21 protein-coding genes are annotated in these 22,533 nt (G+C 48.4%); all 21 read right to left on the reverse strand.

Annotated features, from left to right (window positions below; all coding sequences use genetic code 11):
- Positions 1 to 36: 36 nt before the first annotated feature.
- The gene (locus QBE55_01395) at positions 37 to 1,242 is read right to left on the reverse strand and encodes a glycosyltransferase family 4 protein (GenBank protein ID WZL78855.1); all 1,206 of its coding nucleotides are present in this window, start codon (positions 1,240 to 1,242) and stop codon (positions 37 to 39) included.
- A gap of 18 nt (positions 1,243 to 1,260) precedes the next feature.
- A complete protein-coding gene (locus QBE55_01400; protein WZL78856.1) occupies positions 1,261 to 2,118 on the reverse strand; it encodes an NAD-dependent epimerase/dehydratase family protein in 858 nt (285 codons plus the stop codon).
- A complete protein-coding gene (locus QBE55_01405; GenBank protein ID WZL78857.1) occupies positions 2,115 to 2,765 on the reverse strand; it encodes a sugar transferase in 651 nt (216 codons plus the stop codon). The genes QBE55_01400 and QBE55_01405 overlap by 4 nt, the downstream gene beginning before the upstream one ends.
- A gap of 164 nt (positions 2,766 to 2,929) precedes the next feature.
- Positions 2,930 to 3,466: an antiterminator LoaP gene (gene loaP, locus QBE55_01410; GenBank protein WZL78858.1), complete on the reverse strand. Its 537-nt coding sequence runs from the start codon at positions 3,464 to 3,466 to the stop codon at positions 2,930 to 2,932.
- 23 nt (positions 3,467 to 3,489) lie between these two features.
- The gene (locus QBE55_01415) at positions 3,490 to 4,263 is read right to left on the reverse strand and encodes a hypothetical protein (GenBank protein WZL78859.1); all 774 of its coding nucleotides are present in this window, start codon (positions 4,261 to 4,263) and stop codon (positions 3,490 to 3,492) included.
- Positions 4,260 to 4,904, reverse strand: coding sequence for a CpsD/CapB family tyrosine-protein kinase (locus QBE55_01420; protein ID WZL79831.1), 645 nt, complete (start codon positions 4,902 to 4,904; stop codon positions 4,260 to 4,262). Before QBE55_01420 ends, QBE55_01415 begins: the two co-directional genes overlap by 4 nt.
- A gap of 119 nt (positions 4,905 to 5,023) precedes the next feature.
- Complete coding sequence (locus tag QBE55_01425; protein ID WZL78860.1) at positions 5,024 to 5,707, reverse strand: Wzz/FepE/Etk N-terminal domain-containing protein; 684 nt, start codon at positions 5,705 to 5,707, stop codon at positions 5,024 to 5,026.
- A gap of 185 nt (positions 5,708 to 5,892) precedes the next feature.
- Positions 5,893 to 6,651 carry a DeoR/GlpR family DNA-binding transcription regulator gene (locus tag QBE55_01430; GenBank protein ID WZL78861.1) on the reverse strand — a complete coding sequence of 253 codons (759 nt, stop codon included), beginning with the start codon at positions 6,649 to 6,651 and terminating at the stop codon, positions 5,893 to 5,895.
- Positions 6,652 to 6,699: 48 nt separating this feature from the next.
- Positions 6,700 to 7,311 carry a DUF624 domain-containing protein gene (locus QBE55_01435; protein ID WZL78862.1) on the reverse strand — a complete coding sequence of 204 codons (612 nt, stop codon included), beginning with the start codon at positions 7,309 to 7,311 and terminating at the stop codon, positions 6,700 to 6,702.
- A gap of 150 nt (positions 7,312 to 7,461) precedes the next feature.
- The gene (locus QBE55_01440; GenBank protein ID WZL78863.1) at positions 7,462 to 8,793 is read right to left on the reverse strand and encodes an ABC transporter substrate-binding protein; all 1,332 of its coding nucleotides are present in this window, start codon (positions 8,791 to 8,793) and stop codon (positions 7,462 to 7,464) included.
- An 89-nt stretch (positions 8,794 to 8,882) separates the two neighbouring features.
- Positions 8,883 to 9,707, reverse strand: a complete 825-nt coding sequence (locus QBE55_01445) for a carbohydrate ABC transporter permease (protein ID WZL78864.1) — start codon at positions 9,705 to 9,707, stop codon at positions 8,883 to 8,885.
- A 14-nt stretch (positions 9,708 to 9,721) separates the two neighbouring features.
- Complete coding sequence (locus QBE55_01450; protein WZL78865.1) at positions 9,722 to 10,612, reverse strand: sugar ABC transporter permease; 891 nt, start codon at positions 10,610 to 10,612, stop codon at positions 9,722 to 9,724.
- Entirely contained in the window at positions 10,596 to 11,657 is a 1,062-nt protein-coding gene (locus QBE55_01455; GenBank protein ID WZL78866.1) for an ABC transporter ATP-binding protein, read from the reverse strand. Before QBE55_01455 ends, QBE55_01450 begins: the two co-directional genes overlap by 17 nt.
- Before the next feature lie 63 nt (positions 11,658 to 11,720).
- On the reverse strand, positions 11,721 to 13,004 hold the full coding sequence (locus QBE55_01460) for an ectonucleotide pyrophosphatase/phosphodiesterase (protein ID WZL78867.1): 1,284 nt from the start codon (positions 13,002 to 13,004) through the stop codon (positions 11,721 to 11,723).
- A 12-nt stretch (positions 13,005 to 13,016) separates the two neighbouring features.
- Positions 13,017 to 14,270, reverse strand: coding sequence for a zinc-binding dehydrogenase (locus tag QBE55_01465; GenBank protein WZL79832.1), 1,254 nt, complete (start codon positions 14,268 to 14,270; stop codon positions 13,017 to 13,019).
- A 396-nt stretch (positions 14,271 to 14,666) separates the two neighbouring features.
- Entirely contained in the window at positions 14,667 to 15,932 is a 1,266-nt protein-coding gene (locus tag QBE55_01470; protein WZL78868.1) for a serpin family protein, read from the reverse strand.
- Between the two features lie 242 nt (positions 15,933 to 16,174).
- Positions 16,175 to 17,080, reverse strand: coding sequence for a diacylglycerol kinase family lipid kinase (locus QBE55_01475; GenBank protein WZL78869.1), 906 nt, complete (start codon positions 17,078 to 17,080; stop codon positions 16,175 to 16,177).
- Positions 17,081 to 17,433: 353 nt separating this feature from the next.
- Complete coding sequence (gndA, locus tag QBE55_01480) at positions 17,434 to 18,876, reverse strand: NADP-dependent phosphogluconate dehydrogenase (protein WZL78870.1); 1,443 nt, start codon at positions 18,874 to 18,876, stop codon at positions 17,434 to 17,436.
- Positions 18,877 to 19,008: 132 nt separating this feature from the next.
- The gene (locus tag QBE55_01485; GenBank protein WZL78871.1) at positions 19,009 to 19,929 is read right to left on the reverse strand and encodes a hypothetical protein; all 921 of its coding nucleotides are present in this window, start codon (positions 19,927 to 19,929) and stop codon (positions 19,009 to 19,011) included.
- 54 nt (positions 19,930 to 19,983) lie between these two features.
- On the reverse strand, positions 19,984 to 21,321 hold the full coding sequence (locus QBE55_01490; protein WZL78872.1) for a lactate racemase domain-containing protein: 1,338 nt from the start codon (positions 21,319 to 21,321) through the stop codon (positions 19,984 to 19,986).
- A 185-nt stretch (positions 21,322 to 21,506) separates the two neighbouring features.
- Positions 21,507 to 22,526, reverse strand: a complete 1,020-nt coding sequence (locus QBE55_01495; GenBank protein ID WZL78873.1) for an alpha/beta hydrolase family protein — start codon at positions 22,524 to 22,526, stop codon at positions 21,507 to 21,509.
- Positions 22,527 to 22,533 lie beyond the last annotated feature (7 nt).

Here is a 22,533-nt window from a genome sequence, read left to right on the forward strand (position 1 = left end):
TTATATTAAAAGCAAATCTTATATAGCAATGATTCATCATATTAGAAAACCATCCATCCTGGATAACAAACTCTCCTTATCATAGTTTTGTTTACTGTACTGATAGGCATTATTCGCCATCCTTTTTAACTCATCGTCTGATTTGGATACGAAATTTTTTATTTTAAGAGCCAACATTTCAGCATTACCTGCATTACTATAAGTTCCCGCTTTAGCCTCTCTTATAACATCCTGAACTTCACCATCTGCTGATACTATTATTGGTATTCCGCAAGCTAAACATGACTGCATTTTGGCTGGCAGTGTCATAGAGAATACTTTGCTTCTTGACAAACAAATCAAAGCTGCATCACATACGGACATAAACTCTGGTATTCTAATTGCCGGCTGTCTGGAAATAAAATTAAACATCTCAGATAAATTATGCTTATATACCAAATCTATCAATGTATCCTTAAAACGTCCATCCCCTACAATATTAAATCGGACATTGACTTTTTCCTTCTTTAAAATATTCGCTGCTTTGGGCAATACTTCTAACCCTTGTGCCACACCAATATTTCCTGCAAATACAATATTAAATCCGTCCTCTTTAATCTCTGGCACCTGAACAGTCCCACGTTTTACTGGCTTATAAAACTCTTCTGCATACTGCGGCCAAAACTCCAGTTTCCCAATATCGACACCGCGTTTATTTATAGATGCTATAAAGCTTTTTGAGGAAGTAAATATTCTATTGCATCGCTTGTATATATAATCAACCATACTGCCAATTGCTTTCAAAATACCTTTGCTTTTTATACCAGCAACTATTTCTACATTTTCTGGCCATAGGTCTGTTACATATAAATAGCACGGAATCTTTTTTTTTCTGGCATACCAAACTCCAGGCAATGCCTGCGTCATGGGAGAAACTTCATAGATAAAAACATAATCAGCATTTATTTTGGTAAATAATTTCCATAAAAATCCTGTCACAACAAAAGATAAGTAATTCAGTACTAACATCAATGCATTGTGTCCTCTTGGTATCACAGGGATTCTTATAATATTTATACCTTTATAGGATTCCTTCCTTCTCTTACAGATCCCATATCCTTTATAATACTTACCCTGTGGGTAATTAGGAATGCCTGTGATAACTGTTACCTTATTGCCTCTTTTTACCCATTCCGCGCAAATATCATTTATTCGAAATTGCTCAGGATAAAAGTACTGTGAGATAACCAAAATATGACTCATTATCTTTAACCTATTCTATTACCTTTCAGTTTCGTTAACTGAATCATAAAAGTCCCTCACCCGATACTCCTCTTTATATTCACTCATAGTTTTCTGGTAGACCAGGTTGCCAAACACCTTTTTCACTATCCCCACTCTCCCAAGCATCCCCCTTATAATCGGATTGAAAGCTTTCACAAGCTTTATTTTCTTTCCGTGTGCTTCTGCAACGAGCCGGACCATTTCGCTCGTTTTCACATATTCTCTGTTCTGTGGGAAAAACAGTCCGCTTTCCTCATTCTCGACCATCAATCGAATAAACTCACACAGATTGTCTATATGCAGCATGCTGCGCTGATTATCAAAATCGGGAAATATGGGAAGCCTTTGTGCTGCCTTTGCCAGCTTCGGATAGTTGCCTTTCGAGCCCTTTCCATAAATCATGGGAGGTCTCAGTATTACCACCCGAAAGCTGTCACCTTGCAGTGCCCGGAGACCCTTTTCCGCCTGAAGTTTACTGTCCCCGTAAAAATTGCCGGGGCTGGGAGCTGTATTTTGATCTATTATGCTCTGTCCGGCAGTACTGTCCCCATAGACAATAATACTGCTCATAAAAATAAACTGTCTTACGCCATCCTTCTTTGCCTTTTCAGCAGTTTCCACAGCCAAATTCCGATTTACCCGGAAATAAAGATCTTCTTGTTTTGAATCCGTCGATACATGTGCTATCCCTGCCACATGAAAGACAACATCGTATGGAGAGAAGTCCTTCTCCTTCCAGGAGTCCGTCCGCATATCCACAGTATCCACCTGATACTTTTCCGGATCCTTCCCCAGCCACTTTTCCACACTGGTCCCGATATAACTGTCTGCGCCCGTTATCAGAATCTTCTTCATCCCGAAATCGTCCTTTTCCCGGCGGTTTTATCAACTTCCATGACTCCCGTTCCGCCTTCCACAATGCCGTCATGCCGAAAAACAGATGTGACCGTTCCCAGGAAGCATTTCACATCAAACCAAAAGCTGATCTTTTTTATGTATTCGCCGTCCAGGCCGGCTTTCACTTTTATTGGCAGCTCATCACGGCCGTTGATCTGTGCCCATCCGGTCAGTCCGGGCCGGATCTGGTTTGCCGTCAGTCCATACCGTCCTTTGTATTCGTCACGCTCCCGTATCAGATCCTCCTGGTTCCAGAGAGCTGGTCTTGGCCCGATAACCGACATCTGTCCGATAAAGATATTCCATATCTGTGGCAGTTCATCCAGACTTGTTTTTCTCAGAAATCTGCCAGCCTTCGTAATCCATTGCTCCGGATTTTTAAGCATATGCGTCGGGACATTATCCGGGGTATTCACCCGCATGGTTCGGAATTTAAGAATAGAAAAATAGCTCTTGTCCTTCCCGAACCGCTTTTGCCGAAACAGCACCGGGCCCCTGGAGTCCAGTTTGATTGCAAGGATGATGATCAAATAAAAGGGAGACAATAAGATCAGCCCCAGGAAAGAAATAATGATGTCCAATATTCTTTTTCCCTTCAAATACATGCAGAAAAGCCCCCATGCCTGTATCCATTAATTTACGAACAATTCATTCGATCCCAAAACCAACTTCGGGCCATAGCTTCGCCATTGCTCCCTTTCAGCAGCATTACAGGTGGTGCTATGACCTCAATCCAGACTGCCTTGCGCCGAAACAGCAAAGGCAGTCTTCATGATTTTTTCGGTGCCGGAGGGGTCCCCACATCCTTTTGGACCCACTCTGCGCCCAGATCCACCCGCTTTGTCTGTCCTCCCAGCTCAAAGCATACCTTGACCCGCTTCTTGCGGTAGTCAAAGGCCTCAATGATCCCTTCCAGATCCTTCAGGGGACCGCTGACGACATGGATCTCATCGCCTTTTTTGTAAAGCTCCGAGAATCCGATGACATCCTCCCCGCCGGTCAGGGCAAGGATCACGGCGATTTCACTTTCCTTTATGTACAGAAAGTCCTGCTCTCCTTTCAGGATGCGGAGCAGGCCTGGTACTTTTTTCAGTTCATAGTAGTAATGGACATCCATCTCTGTCCGGAACAGAACGTACCCCGGCAGCAAAGGCCGCATGCACTCCACGGCTTTGCCCTGCCGCCGCTCGATCAGCCTGCGTTTTGGAATCAGGATTTTCCGGTTGGCATCCGGAAGCAGCTTATCCAGATAAAAATGCACCCGCTCTTCTTCCCCTGTTTTCACAAACAATGCATACCACTCCAAGGGAATCCCTCCAAATACACATTTCAGGTGAACAGAAAATGAAACAGCCTCTGCCGGTACCGGATCGGAGGATCCGGCTCCAGAAATACATTGTTCATAATGGCCTGAGGGGTATTGTTCAGGACGACATCTGCCGCCTCCGACCCCATCCATTTCTGAAGCTTTTCAGACGCTTCCTTTACCCGGGGAGCCCGTCTTCCGGAAGAATGGGCATCGGTACCGACCAGATGAGCCATTTTATGGTCAAACAGAATCCTGGCGCACTTCCGGGCCCGGTCCCCGAAGAACCCGTTGATGCTCCCGGCATTGACCTGCCCCATGGCTCCCAGCTCAATCAGCGGCAGGAACAGATTCGGATCATCCTGAATCCTGTGGTTCCGCTCCGGATGAGCGATAATCGGCTGAATCCCCTTCAGCCGGAGGTTGTATATCACATCCTCCGTATACTGGGGAATATCCAGCATGGGAAGCTCCATCAGCAGATACCGGCTGTAAGCCAGGCAGAGCCGCTCCACCCCGTCCAGCCGGGAAATTTCGGGGCTGATATAGACCTCCGCGCCCTTTACAATCCGGATCCCCTTATCCGGTTCATCTGCATAGCGCTGGACCTTTTTGATGCCCTCCTTCAGCCGCTCCAGATAAGCATCGACGGAAGTCTGATCCTCGATAAAATGCTGTGTCGCTGCGATCACCCGAATGCCTTCCGCTGCTGCAATGGCCAGCATTTCCCTGCTTTCTTCCATGGACCTTGACCCATCGTCCATCTCCGGCAATATGTGACAATGCAGATCAATCATAAGCTTCTTCTACCTGCCTTCTCCCGCACTCCCATCAGCCTGGGCTTTCTCCTCTTGCTCCTGCTGTCCTCAGCATAGCCGTAATAATACCCGTGACCGTTGTGGCTGTGCTCCCTCTCCGGGATGTTGTTGATGACCGCTCCAAGAATGTTCGCACCGACCTTCTTCAGACTCTCCTTTGCCTGAAGCGCCATTTCATTGGTTGTCTTTCCATAGCTGAGGACAATGACAATGCCGTCCACCAGTTGGGAAAGCACCACGGAATCAGTGACCGGAAGCACCGGAGGCGCATCCAGAATCACCATGTCGCATTCTGCGGAAGCCTTTTGGATAAACTCCTCCATCCTCTTTGAACCCAGCAGTTCTGATGGGTCCGGCGGCTTGGGACCGCAGGTCAGGATCTCCAGATCCGATCCGCTGATATATTTGCAGACTTCATGATAGTCCAGCGCGTCCGCCAGGACATTGGTCAGGCCCTCCCCGTTGGGCAGATTAAACGCCTTGTTGACGGAAGGTTTCCTCAGGTCACAGTCCACCAGGAGAACCTTTTTCCCGGTCTGCGCCATGGTAATGGCCAGATTGGAAGCTGTTGTGCTTTTGCCTTCCGCAGCGGCTGCACTGGTGACCAGCAGGACCTTCAGGTCCTTGTCCAGAGAACTGAACTTCAGATTGGTCCGCAGGGTTTTGTACGCTTCCGCAATCGGGGTTTTGGATGAAGCATTAAACAGTAATTTTGACGATTGAATATTGACCTCCCCCTTTACTTCCCAAAGTTCGGGATATTCCCAAGCACTGGAATCCCCATAATCTTCTCCACGTCTTCCGGCGTCTTGATGGTATGATCCAGGGTTTCCGCCAGGAAAGCAATCCCGAAGCCAAGTACCAGGCCGAGCACCGCCGCCAGTGCCGTATTCCTTGCCACTTTGGGCCGGACCGGATCCAGAGGAGCCTTTGCAACATCAATGGTCTGGACATTGTTCAGTTTCAGCAGAGATGTTACTTCATCCATAAACACATCCGCCAGGGAATTTGCAACATCCATCGCACGCTGTGAATCCGTATCCTCCACGGTAATGCGGATAATCTCCGTATCGTTTTCCGAATTCACGGATATTTTGGAGCGGAGATCCTCCAGCGGCATGTCCAGATTCTCTTCATCCTCCACTTTTTCCAGAACACTGTCACTTTTGATAATAACACTGTAAGTGTTGACCAGATCCCTTGCCAGACTGACATCACTCTGCTGCAGGTCGTTTGCATTGGTTCTGCTTTTTTGCCCGCTGACAATCAAGGTCGTCGAGGAAGAGTAAATCTTATCCAAAAAGAAGGCGCTTATCATGCTGGCTAAGAACGCAGCCAGTGCTGCCACCGTAATGATGAGCCAAAAACGCTTGCCGATGATATGCAGAATGTCCCGTAAATCCAGTTCCTCCATGTCCCCCATGTGATACTTTCCCTCCAAGCCCGGATAACTTCAATAATAATCGAATAAATGATATAAAACATTTAACGTGAAAATTATAGCACAATTGCTATGATAATACAACGATACTGGAAAAATTATGGCGAAACGCGATGCAATACGTGAAATGCAGGGGAAAAATGCCTTATCGTATCCGGCAAAATGATTCAGATTACCACAATATGTCCGGATTCCAGATCATGACGCGCCTGCTTACTGAGGTCATCGTCACTGACAAGGATGTCAACGGACTCCGGAGTCGCAAAGGTGTAGGTGCTGGTTTTCCCGACCTTGCTGGAATCCATCAGCAGGATCACCTTGCCGGAGCGTTCCATGACGGTACGCTTCAGGATGCTTTCATTCTCAGAGCCGCACATAAAGCCGTATTCCGGGGAGTAGGAAGTGACACCCAGAAAGGCGGTATGGAAGTTTACACTTTGAAGCTCGGTAACACTTTTTTCTCCAAAAGTACTCAGGCTGAACCGATTCAGCTCTCCTCCCACCACATGGACAGAGGGCTGGGAAAGCCGCGCCATTTCAATGGCGCTGTTCAATCCGCTGGTAAGAATCAGGTATCGTTCATCCGGTATGCATTTTGCAAACTCCATCGATGTCGTCCCGGAATCAAGATAAATGCTGTCGTTGGGACGCAGCAGAGAAACAGCCTTTTGGGCAATCAGCTGTTTTTTGGCAACATTTCGCTGGGATCGAAGAGAATAGTAATCGTCTGTACCGATCACCTGCTGTACGGATTTCGCCCCGCCAAATACCCTTACAATTTTATTTCTCTCATCCATTACTTTCAGGTCATTTCGAAGGGTTGCCTCGGAAAAGGAAGGAAAACTTGCCTTCAGGGTGCCAAAGCTGACAGAGCCTTCCGAATCAATCAGATCCATGATTGCTTTCCTTCTTGCTGCTGTTTTCATGTGTAAACAACCTCCTTTTACCAAAAGCGCTCTTGCTACTGTGGAATATTATATCACGCACTGCGGATCCGTTGTGTACTTTTCGAAGATGCCGTGCAGAATTCTGCAGCTGATATTTGCTCCAAGCCCTACCCCTGCCAGAAGAAAGGGTGGAAATACATATCTGCTGAAAAGAAGTATCGCCGCCCAAAGTACGGCCAATTTCAATGTGCCGCCAAAATGTCGGAAAGACAGCCCGAGGCCGTTGACAAAAGTCTGTACAACGGTGTTTTTGAAATATACCTGCAGTCCAAACAGATAAAGGGACATGGCCGTCAGGACAACAGCACATGCTGTAAGCACCATCCTGAGTACCTGGCTGCCGGCAAAGAGATATCGATATAAGATCCAGCCATCCAGTACAAGAAATACCAGAAAAAGAAAGATGCCGGTTGCCTGTCTGAAATTCTTTTTAAAGGCAGTAAAATAGCTTCTGATCAACTCTCCCTCCTGCATTTTCAGTTTGGAAAAGTTTACACTCAGCAGCGCAGTCGTGGATGCTCCTATAGTAACCAGTGGAAGGGATGAAAACAGCCACAGGAGATTCAAAAGTATCATGTCGGCCAACTCTGTGCCGAACTTGTTGTAATACTTTTTTACCTTTTCAATATTAAGCTGCATATCGGTTGTCTCCTTGGTAAGTCGTTTCGGAAAGAGAACAAAAAATCGGAAACAGGATTCCCTGTTGACAGGGATTATCCCTGTATGCATTCGGGGATAATCCCTGCGGTTTCAGGGAAAAGTTGATCCAATCACTTTATGGATTGCCGCTTAGTCTTCCTTCAAAGCTTCCTCCACTTTGGGCGCCAGAATATCAATCTGTTTCTGGACATCGTCATTATCATACATAATTGCATCCACTGTTTCAAGAATATCATTGAGCATACTGCCGATCTGCGGTACGCGGTGTCCTTTGTCCGACGCAAACTGCAGCTGATCAATCCCCTTCTGATAGTTGGGATTCTTTTTGAGCAGGGCCTGTACCGGTTCCGATTCCACCATCTGCTTTGTATAAGGCAGATATCCAACATTACTTACAAAATAGGCGCTGCCCTTTGGATCTTCAATCAGCCACTGCATGAAATCCCAGGCCTCATCCTTCCGTTCCGAAGATTCCAGAATAACCAGGGATGCGCCGCCTGTGGGAACAACCCGTTTCTTGCCTTCCGGTACCATTTCGACGGAGTAATTAAAGTCCGCGCCTTCATCCACAGCCGCAAGACCTGCAATACTGTTGATAAATAACGGAAACTTCTGTTCAAGGAACATCTGCTGTACAACGGTGCCGGACTCCGTAACAGGCCCGAAAAACATAGCACCGGAATTGTGAAGATCCTGCAGATATTTGAATCCTTCATACATGGTACCGTCTTCCAGGCAGCCAAGCCCTGTTCTCTCATCATTTATAAACTGGCCTCCGGCCTGTGCCACGATCATAAACCAATACCAGGTATCCGCACCCGGAATTCCCACGCCATACTGCTTATCCGGAATGGCGAATGCCTCTGCCGTGCTTTTCAGCTCATCCCAGTTTGTAGGCGCTTTCAGGCCTTTTTCTGCCAGCATGTCATTATTCACATACATGACCGGAGTGGAACGTCCAAATGGGATGGCAATCACGGAGCCATCGTCCATATAATAATCCCATATAAACGCATCCACAAAATCTTCCTTTTTCAGTCCTGCCTTATCCATATAAGGCTTTAAATCAGCAAGCACACCATCTTCTTTGGCAAAAATGCTTACATGATCTGCTCCCATCATCAAAAGATCGGGACTTTCACCAACACTGGCAGCGGACTGCGCCTTGGAGGCCGACTCCCAGTAATTCCCCTGAAAAGTTGCGACGATTTCCACATCATCCTGCTGAGAATTATAATTTTTCACCATTTCATCCACCAGCTCTCCATTTTTCCCTGCCATGGAGTGCCAGAATTCCACCGTTTTCCTGCCGCCGGATCCGGATTTTGCCTTATCCTCCGTTTTGGTTCCGTTGGTTCCGCCGGTGCCTTTCCCTGAAGACTTTTCTCCCCCATTGCTGCATCCAGCCGCCATACCCAGCATCAGCATCATGCAAAGCAGGATTGATAAAATCTTTTTCATTGTAATCCCCTCTTTCTTTAAATAATGTTTGGGCTATATAATTGTAGCATCTACAATTATCGAAGATTGGAGTGCCTGCACTCCTTTGCCTACTTGATCCCACTGTAGGCAAAGGCCTTGATAATATAGCGGGACGCAAAAACATAGATGAGCAGAATGGGTAAAACCAGCAACATGTTTCCTGCCATCACAACGTTCCAGTTTACAATCCCTTCTGTATCCTTCAGGGCAGCAATTCCCATGGTAAGCGGACGAAAGTCCTCAACTGTCGTCATCATCAGGGGCCAGAAGTAATCATTCCAATGGTCCACGAAACCGAACAGCAAAATTGTGGAAATAGCAGGCTTGCAGAGCGGGAGCATCACCTTATAGACAATTTTTAGCTCCCCCGCATTGTCCAGCTTCGCCGCCTCAATCAGCTCATCCGGTATCTGCATGAAGTACTGCCGCAGCAGAAAGATGCCAAACGCGTTGGACAAAAAAGGAATTATCTGCGGCCACAGGGACCGGAGCAGGTTCCAATCGCCCATCATATAGTATACGGGCAGAAAAGTAATCTGCGTTGGCGTCATGAAGGCGACCAGCACCAGAGTAAACAAAATGTTTTTGCCCTTGAAATCATATTTGGCAAAAGCATACGCTGCAGGAACCATAATGACCATCTGAACAACCATAATGGTCAGAACAATGACAACCGAATTGCGAAGATACAGGGCAAAAGGCCCTGAACTCCAGGCAGTTACAAAGTTCTGGAACTGCGGCACCTTCGGCAAAAAAGTCGTTACAAGTGTTTCCTTTTGCGTCTGTAAGGAAAGAGATGCCATCCATAAAAAAGGAAACATAAAAACAAGGATTACAAATAACTTTATGATTACGCCTATCGTCCTGGGGACAATGTTTTTCGCTTTTGCCATATGTCTCACCTTCCTTACTGATAATGTACCTTTTTGGCCAGCCCGTAAAAATAAATCGCAGTCAGGACAGCAACAATAGCCACCAATACCACACCTACAGCCGCACCATGGCCTACCCTCGCATTCTGAAACACTTCTTCATAAATCATGAACACCAGCGTGTTGGTGGAATTGTTCGGACCACCGTTTGTCATCACCCGAACGGTTTCAAACACTTTGAAGGAGCCGATGGTCATAACTATCAGGCTGAAGAAAATCTGAGGCGAAATCATGGGAAAAGTAATTTTCCTGAGTGTAGTAAATTTTCCGGCATTATCCAAGTCTGCTGCTTCGTAGATTTCTGCCGGTATGTTCTGAAGTGCTGCAATAAGCAATATCGTATAATACCCCACGCTTTTCCATATCGAGACGAGGGTAATGGACATAAGGGACGTGTCCGAACTTTGCAGCCACTTAAGCGGTTTCAGACCCAGAGCCTTTAAGATTACATTCAGCAGGCCATAGTTTGGATCCATCAGCCATATCCAGATCAGTGCAATGGAAATCATGGATATGATATGGGGTGTAAATATCGCAGTTTGTGTAATGCTGTTCATCTTGCTGGATTTTCTTCCCAGCCACACTGCCATCAACACTGCAAGAGACAGAATAAAGATAACAGAGAAAAGGGTATAGACAGCAGTATTGCTCAGCGCTTTATGAAACGATTCCAGCGCAAATACTTTTTTATAGTTATCCAGGCCCACAAACCTTGTCCTGGACGGATTCAGCTGATTGATGTTGTAAAAGCTCATAGAGACAAGTTTAAATATGGGATAAATGCTGAATAGAAAAATGCCGATCATCGCAGGCGCTATCAGAAGATAAGGCTTTAAGACTTTGAGAACTTTATTTTCCTTCTTCAATCATCTCACCCACCATCTCAACGCATTTTTTATAGTCTGCATCATGATTTCTCACGCGGCTTCCCTTGCTGTCGAAAAAATAAAGATGATTCAATGGCACATTAAAATATACTTCATCATTTGTATTGGCGGTATAATCCGATTCTTCCTTTATCCGGTACAGGTCCTGCTTTGCATCCCGCAGGCCGAAAATAGTTTCACTTCCCAGTAATTCCTTTGTAACAATCCTGCCTTTCACAGAAAGAAATTCTTCCGTTTTTGATGTGCTCAGATGAGCATGCTCCGGACGAAATCCCATTTTATGACCCTCCGGACATTCCACAATATTCATGGAAGGAGACCCCATAAACCTGGCGGTAAACAGGTTGTCCGGGTCATGATAAATCTCATAGGGGGATCCTTTCTGCATAATCTTACCTTTATTCATTAAAATAATGGTATCCGCCATGGACATTGCTTCCACCTGATCATGGGTTACATAGACAAATGTCGTCTTCAGATTATTATGAAGCTCGATTAACTCAACCCGCATCTGAACCCTGAGCATCGCATCCAGGTTGGAAAGCGGTTCGTCCATCAGGAAAACCTGCGGGTTTTTAACCATTGCCCTGGCTAAAGCAACACGCTGGCGCTGGCCGCCGGAAAGGGTACCTGGCCTGCGGTCCAGATATTCCGTGAGCCCTACCGTTTTACTGACTGTGCTTACCAGCTTCTCCCGTGTTTCCCTGGGCACCTTATTGTTCTTCAGCCCAAATTCGATATTCTCGCGGATACTCATTGTGGGGTATATCGCATAGTTCTGGAAAACCATCGCTACACCCCGCTCTCCCGGAGCCACATCCGAAACATTCGAATCACCAATATAAACCTCGCCGGAAGTCTGGGGCCCAATCCCTGCTATCATCCGCAGAAGAGTTGTTTTGCCGCAGCCGGACGGCCCCACCAGTACGGTAAAGGATCCATCCTTTATATCCAGATCCATTCCATCAAGGACCACGTTATTGCCAAAGCTTTTTGTGACATTTTTCAATTTTATTGATGCCAATGTTCATCCCCCCTATAACTCATTGTGTTTTTTCAGCAGCTGACAATATGATGACAGGTACCCTTACCTGAGAATCCGTTGAATGGGACGGCCGTCCGTGTCAGGCAGGCTCAGGCCAAGCAACTTTGCATAAGTTGGTGCTTCATCCACCAGGCCGGCATTTCGAATGCTCACATTATTTTTAAATCCAGGGCCGACCGCCGTTAAAATCGGCTGGGGACCTTTTTCGGGCAGATGTCCATGGGTGGCTTTGCCATATCGATAATCACCTCCTGTGCTGGAAGAGCTCAGCGGTAGCTTCCATGAACTTCCAAATGATGAATAGCCATCTGTTTCAAGGACAAACGAGAAGTCCCCTTCCAGGTGATAGTCCTTCTTTGCCCGGGCCGCGTCAAAAACTTCACTGATGCCATAAAGATTTGATTCCTTCAAAGATAACAAAAGATCCTGAACTTCATGATACAGACATTTGTCCGATCTATTCTTCAGGTAAACATGAGCGGATGTACCCACTCCCAGGCAAAAAGCTTCCCAGTCCACCAGATTGTTGTCTGCATCAGTTTTTATATAGCCCTTATCCAGCAGAAGCCGATTCAGGTTAATTGTCCGGACGATCTGGATCTGTCCGTGATCGCTGGTAAGGACAAAATTAAAGTCCTCCAGAATATCCGCCTCTTCTGCCGCCTCAAAAATCTGACCGATCCAGGCATCCGTCTCCCGGATGCCCTGGTCCACTTTATCATTGAAAACCCCATACTGATGACGATATGCATCAATATTGGCAGGATGGATCATCATCAGATCCGGCCTGTATTTCTTTAAGATATCCACGCTGCAGTCGATGACAAACTGATCACACATGGGATGGGTTCGTTCCGCCATAACATCTTTGTGCCGGCGGATGACCTCCAGCATCTCCGGGCTGGAACCGGCTCCGGCAAAGGCATCCTCCAGAGACTCCTTCTTTGTCTGTGTCCAGTACTCGGGGATGAGGTAGTCAATATCCGGATGGCGTCCGGTTGTCGGCCAGAACACACTGCATGTGGAGAGTCCTTTTTCTTTTGCTGCGGTAAAAATATCCTTCGCTTTCACACAATCATGAAACCAGCACCACTTCATAGGATCCACAGCAGGGGAAAAATCAAAATTGCTGGTTACACCGTGCCGATCCGGGTAGGTCCCGGTCGACATAGTGACATGACAGGGGTAAGTGATACTTGGATAAATGGAGCGAACCTTCTCCACAGCCGAAGCTTCCGATAGATATTTCCTGTAGTTGGGCAGAGTTTTTAATAATTTCAGGTCCTCCGAGACCATTGCGTCTGCCGAGAAAACAAACAGTTTCATTTTTACCCTCCCCTACTTCCAATGGTTCAGAAGATAGTCTTCTGCTTCCTTGTTCCAGAGTCCGTCATGGTGATCCACAATGTCCGCCAGATCCGCAAACCGTTTATCGGTTTTCCCTTTTTCCCGTAAATCTTCCAGAGCCGTCAGTTCCATGTCAATCTGATTATAAATGAGCTTCTTGCCGCCGGACATCTCCGGCAGATGGAGCACCGTTTCCGCGGCGCTGTTCAGGCCTCCCACATGGGTAATCATAATCGCGGGATGGATCCGCTTCTCCTGAGTGAGACGCAGGGCTTCCTTCATATCCTCCAGATTTCCGCCGGTACTTCCCAGCACATGGGTCCGGTTGTAATGTACATCATATAAATTGACCTGCCCTGAAAATCCCGGATCCGTCGGCCCGGCAAAAAAGTTCATGCATCCGTCCCTGCCCAGAATGTCCGATGCGACCCGGACCAGCCCCTGTACCGGAGCATAAACGAAAACGTCATCATAGCCTTCCGGCGATAGTTCCATCAGCTGTTTTACGGCATCCCCATCTTTCCCCGTCTGAAGGAAAACAACCTGTATGCCCCGGGCGGCATATTTTTCTTTGGGGAACAGTTTGCCGAGCCGTTCAATGCGGCTGGCATCCAGATCCGTAACCACCAGAAGCGAAGGAGGATTGTCACAGTTGAGCGCATAATCCACTGCTCCGAGACCCATAGGCCCTCCGCCGGCGAGAAGGGCAAGCTTTCCCCCCTGTTTCGTGCCCATCACATGATCATAGGTGTTCGCTATGGTATGGTAGCACGAATGGAAGGCTCCGATGGAACAGGAAATCGGCTCTGCCAGAGAGGCTTCAAAAAAGGAATCGCCGTTGTATTCCAGCAGACAGCCAAGTTCCATCACCTCAGGGGGAATGATGGTATAGGTTGCATTTCCTCCGAAGTATTCGTAGGAATATCCGGGGGACCACATGGTGCCCTTGTAGTTCAGAGCAGGCTGCAGGGCAAACTTCATGCCGGGAGCAAACTTAATCCGATGATTTTTGCCCACCTGGACAATTTCCCCTGCAAATTCATGGCCCATGATGACCGGATGGGTGGCGACATTCTCCGGTACCCGTTTATGCCTGCTTCCCAGGATTGCACATTTATAGGTAGACATGCATACACTGTCGCTGATAACCTTCACAAGGATCTCATCATCGGTGATTTCAGGCAGTTCAAATTCTTCCACCCTCAAATCCTTTGCACCATACATTCTAAGCGCTCTTGTCTCCATCATTCTTTCCCCTTTCCGTCCATATAAAATCCTGCGTTCTATTTTTCAAAAACTGTTGTTTCAATAAGTATAACTATTGTTTGAATAGCTTTATGACAAGAATAGCATCATTTTCGATAGATGTCAATCATTTTTATAGCAATTTTCGACAAAATTTTAACAGCTTGTCGTGAAACTTTTCGGGATAAAAAACAGATTATGGAACCTTTCCATTATAATTTCCCATAAAAAGAATGTCGGGAAATATCCTCCAAAAAAAGCAGCGACAGGAACAAGATGCCCTGCCACTGCTTTTTATCCACTTGTCATTTCAATTGTTCAGCTGCCCAATTTCAATTGTTCCGTTGTCTGATTCAAATTGTCTGGTTGCCCGATACCGTCCCCGTTAATCGGTCCTTATTTGCCGATATCCGTCACTGCCCCGATAAACAGAGGCAGATTCGTCTCACAGTCCAGAAGCAGATAAACAAAGGGACGGTCCAGACAAACGGTCTTTTCGTCCTGCATGGCGGATTCGGTTGTCATCTCCACTGCCGTTGCAGCACCGGCCCTGGTGCCTTTCTCGTTTACAGAGATATAGGTTTTATGAATCACGCGGCTGATAAAGATGTTTTCGTTGCCGTTGTCGTACCGGCCCAGCCGGGTAAAGTCCGCAAGGCCTGCGTCGAACGCATCGCTCATTCCCATGCCGGACAGCACATCCTGCATTTCAAAGGCACTCCTGCTTTCAAATTTGGGGATTGCTGCGTTCACCACTGCTTCCTGCGCATCCCGAAGAGTGTTTTGAAGCTCACTGCCGGTAAGACCTGCAATGGCATCCTGAATTGAAATCCCCTCATCAGGCAGCAGAGCAGCTAAGGCATATTTGCGATCCGCATAGTATTTCATAAAGCCCGTGGCACTGCCGCTGTCAAGATACATGTGTTCACCGCCGTACATCATTTTCACGCTTTTTTTCTTTCCGGATACCGTGGTAAATGTGCCGTCCCGTACCTCGCCCTTCCTATAAATGTCCTCCCACTCAGCATCAAAGGCCAGGGCATTGACAAGGTACATCACAGCCTTTTCCGGAATTTTGTCCAGGATATCCGGGATCATGCCATCCGTGTTCCTGCCGACCCAGTGATTGATGTCCTTCCGTGTGGCATCGTCAAAAGCTGCCTTGTAGACAGATGCTCCATAGCAGTCCGCATTGATCTGAAGGAAATCCTTCTCCACCTTCAGCCTGTCGTCATCCCTGAACCAGATGGAATTGGCCAGGTGGACCTTGTATTTGTCGCCGGAAGAAAGATGATCCATATAGATGTGCAGATATTCATTCAGACTTGATACCGGAAGGCCGAAAACTTTCTCCATCTGTGCAAGGGTCTCGCCCTGCGCTCCATTGGCTGTCATGGCAAGGGCACACAGCACAGAGACAGGTGAAATCAATGGATTCTTAGCGCCGGTTGCAGTGTTTTGAAACAATTTCACAGAAAAATCAGCTATTGCATCCGTTTGTTCGTCAGTCAGGTAAGCGTCAATCATCTGATTGGGTTTTATGCCGTCCATGAGATCCGCTGCATGCACTTTATCCGTATCCGTACTGCAGCCGGTGAGGGAAAACATCATGGAAAAGAGGAACAGGAAATCAAGGACTCCTGCCGTTATCTGTCTTTTCATATAGTTCTGCTCCTTTCAATGGTTTTGAGTTTGTACGAGCCATCTTTCAAACAGTACTATTATTCTGCATACATCAGCTGTATGATACAAATACATCCCCACTGACTGACTTTATGCTGCAGGACACGGCAACATGACACAGATGCTTTGTCCAGCAAAGAGATAACCAGAGTTCCAGGGATTTATCCCTGAAGGGTCGGACTCGTTAAGAGCATAGAGAAGGCTGTCCAAAATGCCGGGATTTATCCCTGCGGAATCAGGAACCGCACCGCAGACGGCACCACCTCAAAGGAAGTCCGCTCCACCATACTGCATTCTCCGTCCAGGTTCTGCGCCACCGGCTGAGCTGTCATGATCTCCATCCGTTTCCCGCGATGAAACGTCAGAATCCCGTCAAATTCCTTCGACTTCAAATGCTTGCCTGCCTTATAAAGGGAGATCAGCTTCGGAAGACGATGAAAAGCAGGCTTGCGGATCAGGATGAAGTCCAGAAGACCGTCGTCCGGAACCGCTTCCGGTGCAGCATGGTATCCGCCTCCGTAATAGCGTCCGCATGCGGCCACTGCCATCAGAAAACAGTCTTCATATCTCCTGCTTCCGTCGATGGTAATCAGCATCTCGTCTCCGATCCGGCCAAGAATCGTCCTGATCAGCCCCAGGTTATAGGCAGCCGGCCCGCTGAGAAAACGGAAACGTTTCAGCTTTTCCACCTCCAGGGGGATCTTAGCGTCCATGCCCACTGTGCAGAGATTCATGGCATACTGATCTCCCGAACGGATCATATCCACAACCCCGGGCTGCGCGTGAAGCTGCTTTTCCGGAGACAGAAAGTCCTCCATCGAACCAAATGTTTTGATGTAGTCATTTCCGGAACCGCATGGAAAAATGCCAACCGCTGCATTCTCTTTGCCGATCAGCCCCGAAGCGATTTCGCTCAGCGTTCCGTCGCCGCCAAAACCGTAAATTGCCACAGTGTCTCCCCTGGCTGCCTCCCTTTCGGCAATCTCCGTGGCATGACCCGGATATTTTGTTTCATACCAGGTGAAATCCACCTTTCGATCACAAAAAGCCGCCCGAACGGAGGGAAAAACCGTCTCCAGCGGGTTTCGGGTGCCCGCCTTTGGATTCACAATAAGAACACAGCGCAAAACTTCATCCCCCATCGCAATACTTTAACCCAATGGAACACGGAACAAACTGAAAATGCAAACAAAAGTGTAAAAGCAGATACCCTATCGGAAAACCGAGCCAATATCGAAGCAATACACAAATACAAATATAAATCACAGTTATTATACCATTTTATATGAAGACGAGCCATAAAAAATTTTAAAGGTAATGCGAAGAAACATTTCCTGTTACAGGGAATAAAAAAGAGCCATGGAATTCCATGACCCTTTTTTGTTCCCTCTTTTGTCTTGCTCTGTTCCCCTGTCTTTCCCTGCTCTCCTGTCTTTCCCTGCTCTCCTGTCTTTCCCTGCTCTCCTCATCCATTTCCGGTTTATACCGGATCGCTGGTGACTTCATCCGACGGATTCAGCCACTGGGTATGAAATACACCGGGTTTGTCCAGCCGCCGATAGGTATGAGCGCCAAAGTAATCCCGTTGGGCCTGAATCATATTGGCCGGCAGGGTTTCCCTCCGGTAGCTGTCAAAATAGGACAGAGCGGAACTGAAGGCCGGTACCGGAATCCCCAGATTGACAGCTTTGCTGACCACCAGACGCCATCCGGACTGGGCTTTCTCCACGGCATCCCGGAAGTACGGAGCCAGGAGCAGATTGGTCAGATTGGGCTGCTCGTCAAAGGCGTCCTTGATGGTCTGCAGGAACTGTGCCCGAATAATGCACCCTCCCCGCCACATCAGGGCGATGTCGCCAAAATTCAGATCCCATCCATATACCTTCGAAGCTTCCCGCATCATGGCAAAGCCCTGGGCATAGGAACAGATCTTGGATGCGAACAATGCCTGCCGGATGGCCTCGACAAACTCCTCCTGGACCCCGTCAAATTTGCCTGCCGGTCCGACCAGTATTCTGGATGCCTCTTTGCGCTCTTCCTTCACGGCAGAAGCACAGCGGGCATATACCGCTTCTGTAATGGTGGGAGCGGAAATTCCCAGATCCAGAGCCGCCTGGCTGGTCCATTTGCCGGTTCCCTTCTGGCCGGCCGTATCCTGAATCACATCCACCATGGGCTTTCCGGTTTCCTTGTCCACTTTGGACAGAATATCCCGGGTAATCTCTATCAGATAGCTGTTCAGTTCCCCCTTGTTCCACTCGTCAAATACATCATGCATTTCCTTTGCGGACATCCCCAGGGCGTGCTTCATGATATAGTAGGCTTCGCTGATGAGCTGCATATCACCGTATTCAATGCCGTTATGAACCATTTTTACAAAATGGCCGGCGCCGTCGTTTCCCAGCCACTCACAGCAGGGAGTACCGTCTTCCACCTTCGCGGAAATCTTCTGAAGAATGGGAGCCACATGGAGCCACGCTTCTTTCGAACCTCCGGGCATAATGCTGGGGCCTTTCAAAGCGCCTTCCTCACCGCCGGAAACACCAGTTCCAACATAGAGAAGTCCTTTTGCCTCCACTTCCCTTGTCCGGCGTATGGTGTCCGGGAAGTGGGAATTTCCGCCGTCAATGATGATGTCCCCCGGCTCCAGACAAGGAATCAGTTTTTCAATGAAGTCATCCACCGGTTTGCCGGCCTTGACCATCAGCATGACCTTGCGGGGTTTCTTCAGGGAACTTACCAGTTCCTCAATGGAATAAGCGCCGATGATGTTCCTGTCCTTCCCCCTGCCTTCCACAAAACGGGTGACCTTTTCCACAGTCCGGTTGAATACTGCCACGGTAAAACCCTTGCCTTCCATGTTCAGCACCAGGTTTTCCCCCATAACTGCCAGACCAATCAAGCCGATATCTGCTTTTTTCATACCTTGTATCCTCCTCCGTTGCGTCCTTTTCGTTTTTGTCCATCGTCTTTTGTCAGTTTTCGGCATTCCTTCTGATTCGAATTTTACGGACTCAATCGAATGCCTTTCCTGCCTTCCTGCCTGCAACCCTGCTTACCGGTTTTCCCGGATTGTGATCCGAATGTTCCCCGCTGCTTCCTCTCCCGGCCTCAGGCAGATTGTCCCGGTATCGTCCACGCCCGACTCTGCCATATTGAACCCGTTGTTGCAGTTGGTAACCGGCTCAATGGCGAAAAACGGCTTGCCTGGCGGAGCATACAGAATGAGATTCTCAAAGACCGGATCCGCTTCCATGGTCATGGCAACGCCGCTGCCCGGCCATTGGACCATCACGCTGCCTTCCCCGGCACGAAAGCAGTTATCCACAAGCCGATCCTCTCTCAGAATCCTTTCTTCGGAAAAGTCCAGTTCCCGGGGTACCGGAATCCACTTCCCGGTGGGAATGGGCGTATTTCCCGGGTAAAGCCCCTTCACCGGCAATTTCACCAGAACCCTGTCATCCTGCCCTGTCAGCTTCCTGGAGAAATAGGGGTGGGTGCCAAAGCCAACAGGCATCACTTCTGATCCTTCGTTCCGGATACAAAAGCGAATGGTAAACACATTGCCGCTCAGGCGAAACATCATTCTACAGGAAAACGGCCAGGGCCAGTTGACATTCTCCTGCTCTCTGCTGTCCAGACCTACCTCCAGCTGCTGCCCGTCCTCCGACCGGACTTTCCACGGCATATCCCGGACGACTCCATGAATGGCATGACCATCCGCATCGTTCCGGAAAAGCGAAAGGGTTTTTCCCCTGAAATGCAGGATCCCATTCTCAATCCGATTCGAATAGGGCATCAGGTGAAAGGAAGAAAAGGCACCGGGATCCTTTGCCTCCATTGCCCCCTGCGGGGTGGGACGCATGATGTCCACCCACTTTCCGTTTAAAAGAAAGCGCATGGAGCAAATGGAAGATCCGACTTCCGGACAGACAGATACCGCTGTCTGATCGTTTCGGATTGTCCGTAAATTCATTGCTGCTCATCCTCCTGAATGATTACTGAATAATAATTACTGAATCATTATATCCTACTCTTGTTTCTCCTTTTTATCCTGCTGTTCTTTGGGCTTGTGATCCGGGAAGAAATGCTCCCTCAGTGCCCAGAGTCCCACTGCCGGATTACTGATGTAGTAAATGGTCCCGCCGTCCTCCAGCGTATGGAACCCATCCGTCAAAGTTTCAGGATTGTACTTTTTGACTGCCTCGCGGTAGGGCATATAATGAAAGTTGACGCCTTCCACTTCCTCCCGGGTCAGCTTTTCCACCGCGTAGGTAATACGGAACCTGCCGTCGGAAGAGCCATGAATCAAATGGGCGGCCACGGAAAGATTGCTCTTCAGTCCCTCATCATTTTTTTGATAGAGATCCAGGATCCTTTTCCTGCCCACATAGCCATATTTACGGATGAACCGGTCGTTGTCGGGATCCTCCCCGAACTGCCGGACCCCCGGTGCCAGTATGATCAGATCCCCGTCGTCCGCAATGGCCATCCTTGTGCGATAAATGGCCTTGTTGCCCAGCCAGGTGCTTTTGAATTCGGAAGGATCCAGATAAACGACGACTTTCTGAAAAGGCTGGTCCACAAAGGTCAGATTCTTCTCCTGACTCAAAGCCACCGCTTCCTCAAATATCCTGCGTCCCCGCCCGATAAAAAGTCCGTTCATCCGTTGACGACCTTCTGTCCTGGACGTTACGGTCAGCACATACAGCAGCGGGATATCCTTCAAAAACTTCTGCTCGGCATAATCAAAGACCCGGCGGACCGGGGTCTCATCCCGCCCCATCATCCGCTCCAGGCCATAGATGGCTCCCAGCATATGGCTTTTATTGATCATTTGAAAACCGCCGCAGCCCACCAGAATGTTCTTGGTATAGTTGGCCATCCCCACCACTTCGTGAGGAACGACCTGCCCCAGGGAAATGATCAGATCATAGGAAGGATCCACCAGACGTTTGTTTACCTGAACATCAATGGAATAATCGATGAGTCCGTCGGAAACCTCCCGGACGAACGAACCGGGCACCTGCCCCAGAGTCACCACATCAGTACGCCAGTTATGTACCAGGAATCGCTCCCTGGGAATGTCGGCCCCGAACATTTCGGTGATTTCCTCATTGGTCATGGGCATATGGGTGCCCAAAGCCGGCATGATATCCACATGACAGGCAGGAGAAAGCAATTTATAGTACAGATTTGTCAGCTTTCCCGTGCCGGAATGAAACCGGGTAAAATCGGGCGGCAGCAGCAGGACCTTTTGAAGCGGCCTCCCGTACTGTTCCCGGTATCGGACCAGGGATTCGGAAAGGGATTCCTTCAGGACACTGTCCGTCAGGCCCCCGTCATCCTTTCGGATTATTTCAACCATAATCAATGTACCACCTTTCCGGATGCAATATGGATTTCCGGTCCTCCGAAAAAACTCTTTGTCCGTATCTTGGACTTGTTCTTTTTCAAGGCAGCCTGGCAGCTTTTCAGGCCGCCGATTGTTTCGGCCTGGTATGTAAGCGCTTACAAAGATTATAGCACAGATGGATATTACGGTCAAAAATTTCATTCGTTCTCCTTCACGAAAACATTCATCACCGGCCAGGCAGGATCCGCATAAAAGCGATGACCGCCATTCCCTACTACAAGTCGGCAATGGTCTTCCACGCCTGCCACACGGAACAGGGACCGGGCCAGTTCATAGCTTTTTTTTGCTCCGGATAACGGAAAAATGGGATCGTCTTTTCCCGCAACGATTTCCAGATAACGCGGCGCGATCAGGCCTGCCAGATCCCCCATTTCAAAATATCGGCGAATGCCGGGAATATAGTTGCAGGTACAATGATGTCTGGCGGCGATGGAATCCTCGTAGGTGCAGACTGCACTGCCTGACATGACATAGGAAATACGGGGCTCCAGGCATCCGGCGTAAAAAGCTGCCGTTCCTCCTCCCGAATTTCCCATGCAGATAATTTTATGGGCATCCACCATTGAAAAATGTTTCTCCAGTACATCAATCGCCCTCTGGATATCCCACACCCGTTCCCCCATCGTGGTCCTTCCGATCAAAAGAGCCGTCATGGTGGAATTCTGGCAGTCGGGCCCTTTTTCCGTCCCGCCGCACTCTCCAAAATTCCTTTGCTCCATCGCCAGGGCACAATAACCTTCCCTCACCGCGCGGATGGCAAAATCCTGGTCCTCTCCGACAGCGGATCCTTCCTCCCCCGGATCCGCATGCTTTGATCTGCCCAGGGAAAGATGCATCCCCGTGGTATGCCCCTGCAGACATATTACTACAGGCAGGGGCTCCGCTTTCCCCCTTGGCACCAGCAAATGGCAGGGAACAAAATATCCTTCCTCACTTTGAAATCGAAAACGGATCTCCCGGAATTTTTCTTTCTCCTCTGTGTATTCCACTGAAAGCTCATCGGCACATCTTTCAAAAGGCAGCCCCAGCAGCTCCGTAAGTTTTTGACGGGCCTTCCCCTGCCAGTTCTCAAAGGGCTCCTTCCCATCATAACGCATGGACGGCACCATTTTTGCCAACAGGGACTGGTTATGCTCATACGGTGTCACACACTTCATTTTTGCA

The sequence above is a fragment of the Eubacteriales bacterium mix99 genome, from assembly GCA_038396605.1.
Classification (GTDB): domain Bacteria; phylum Bacillota; class Clostridia; order Caldicoprobacterales; family DTU083; genus UBA4874.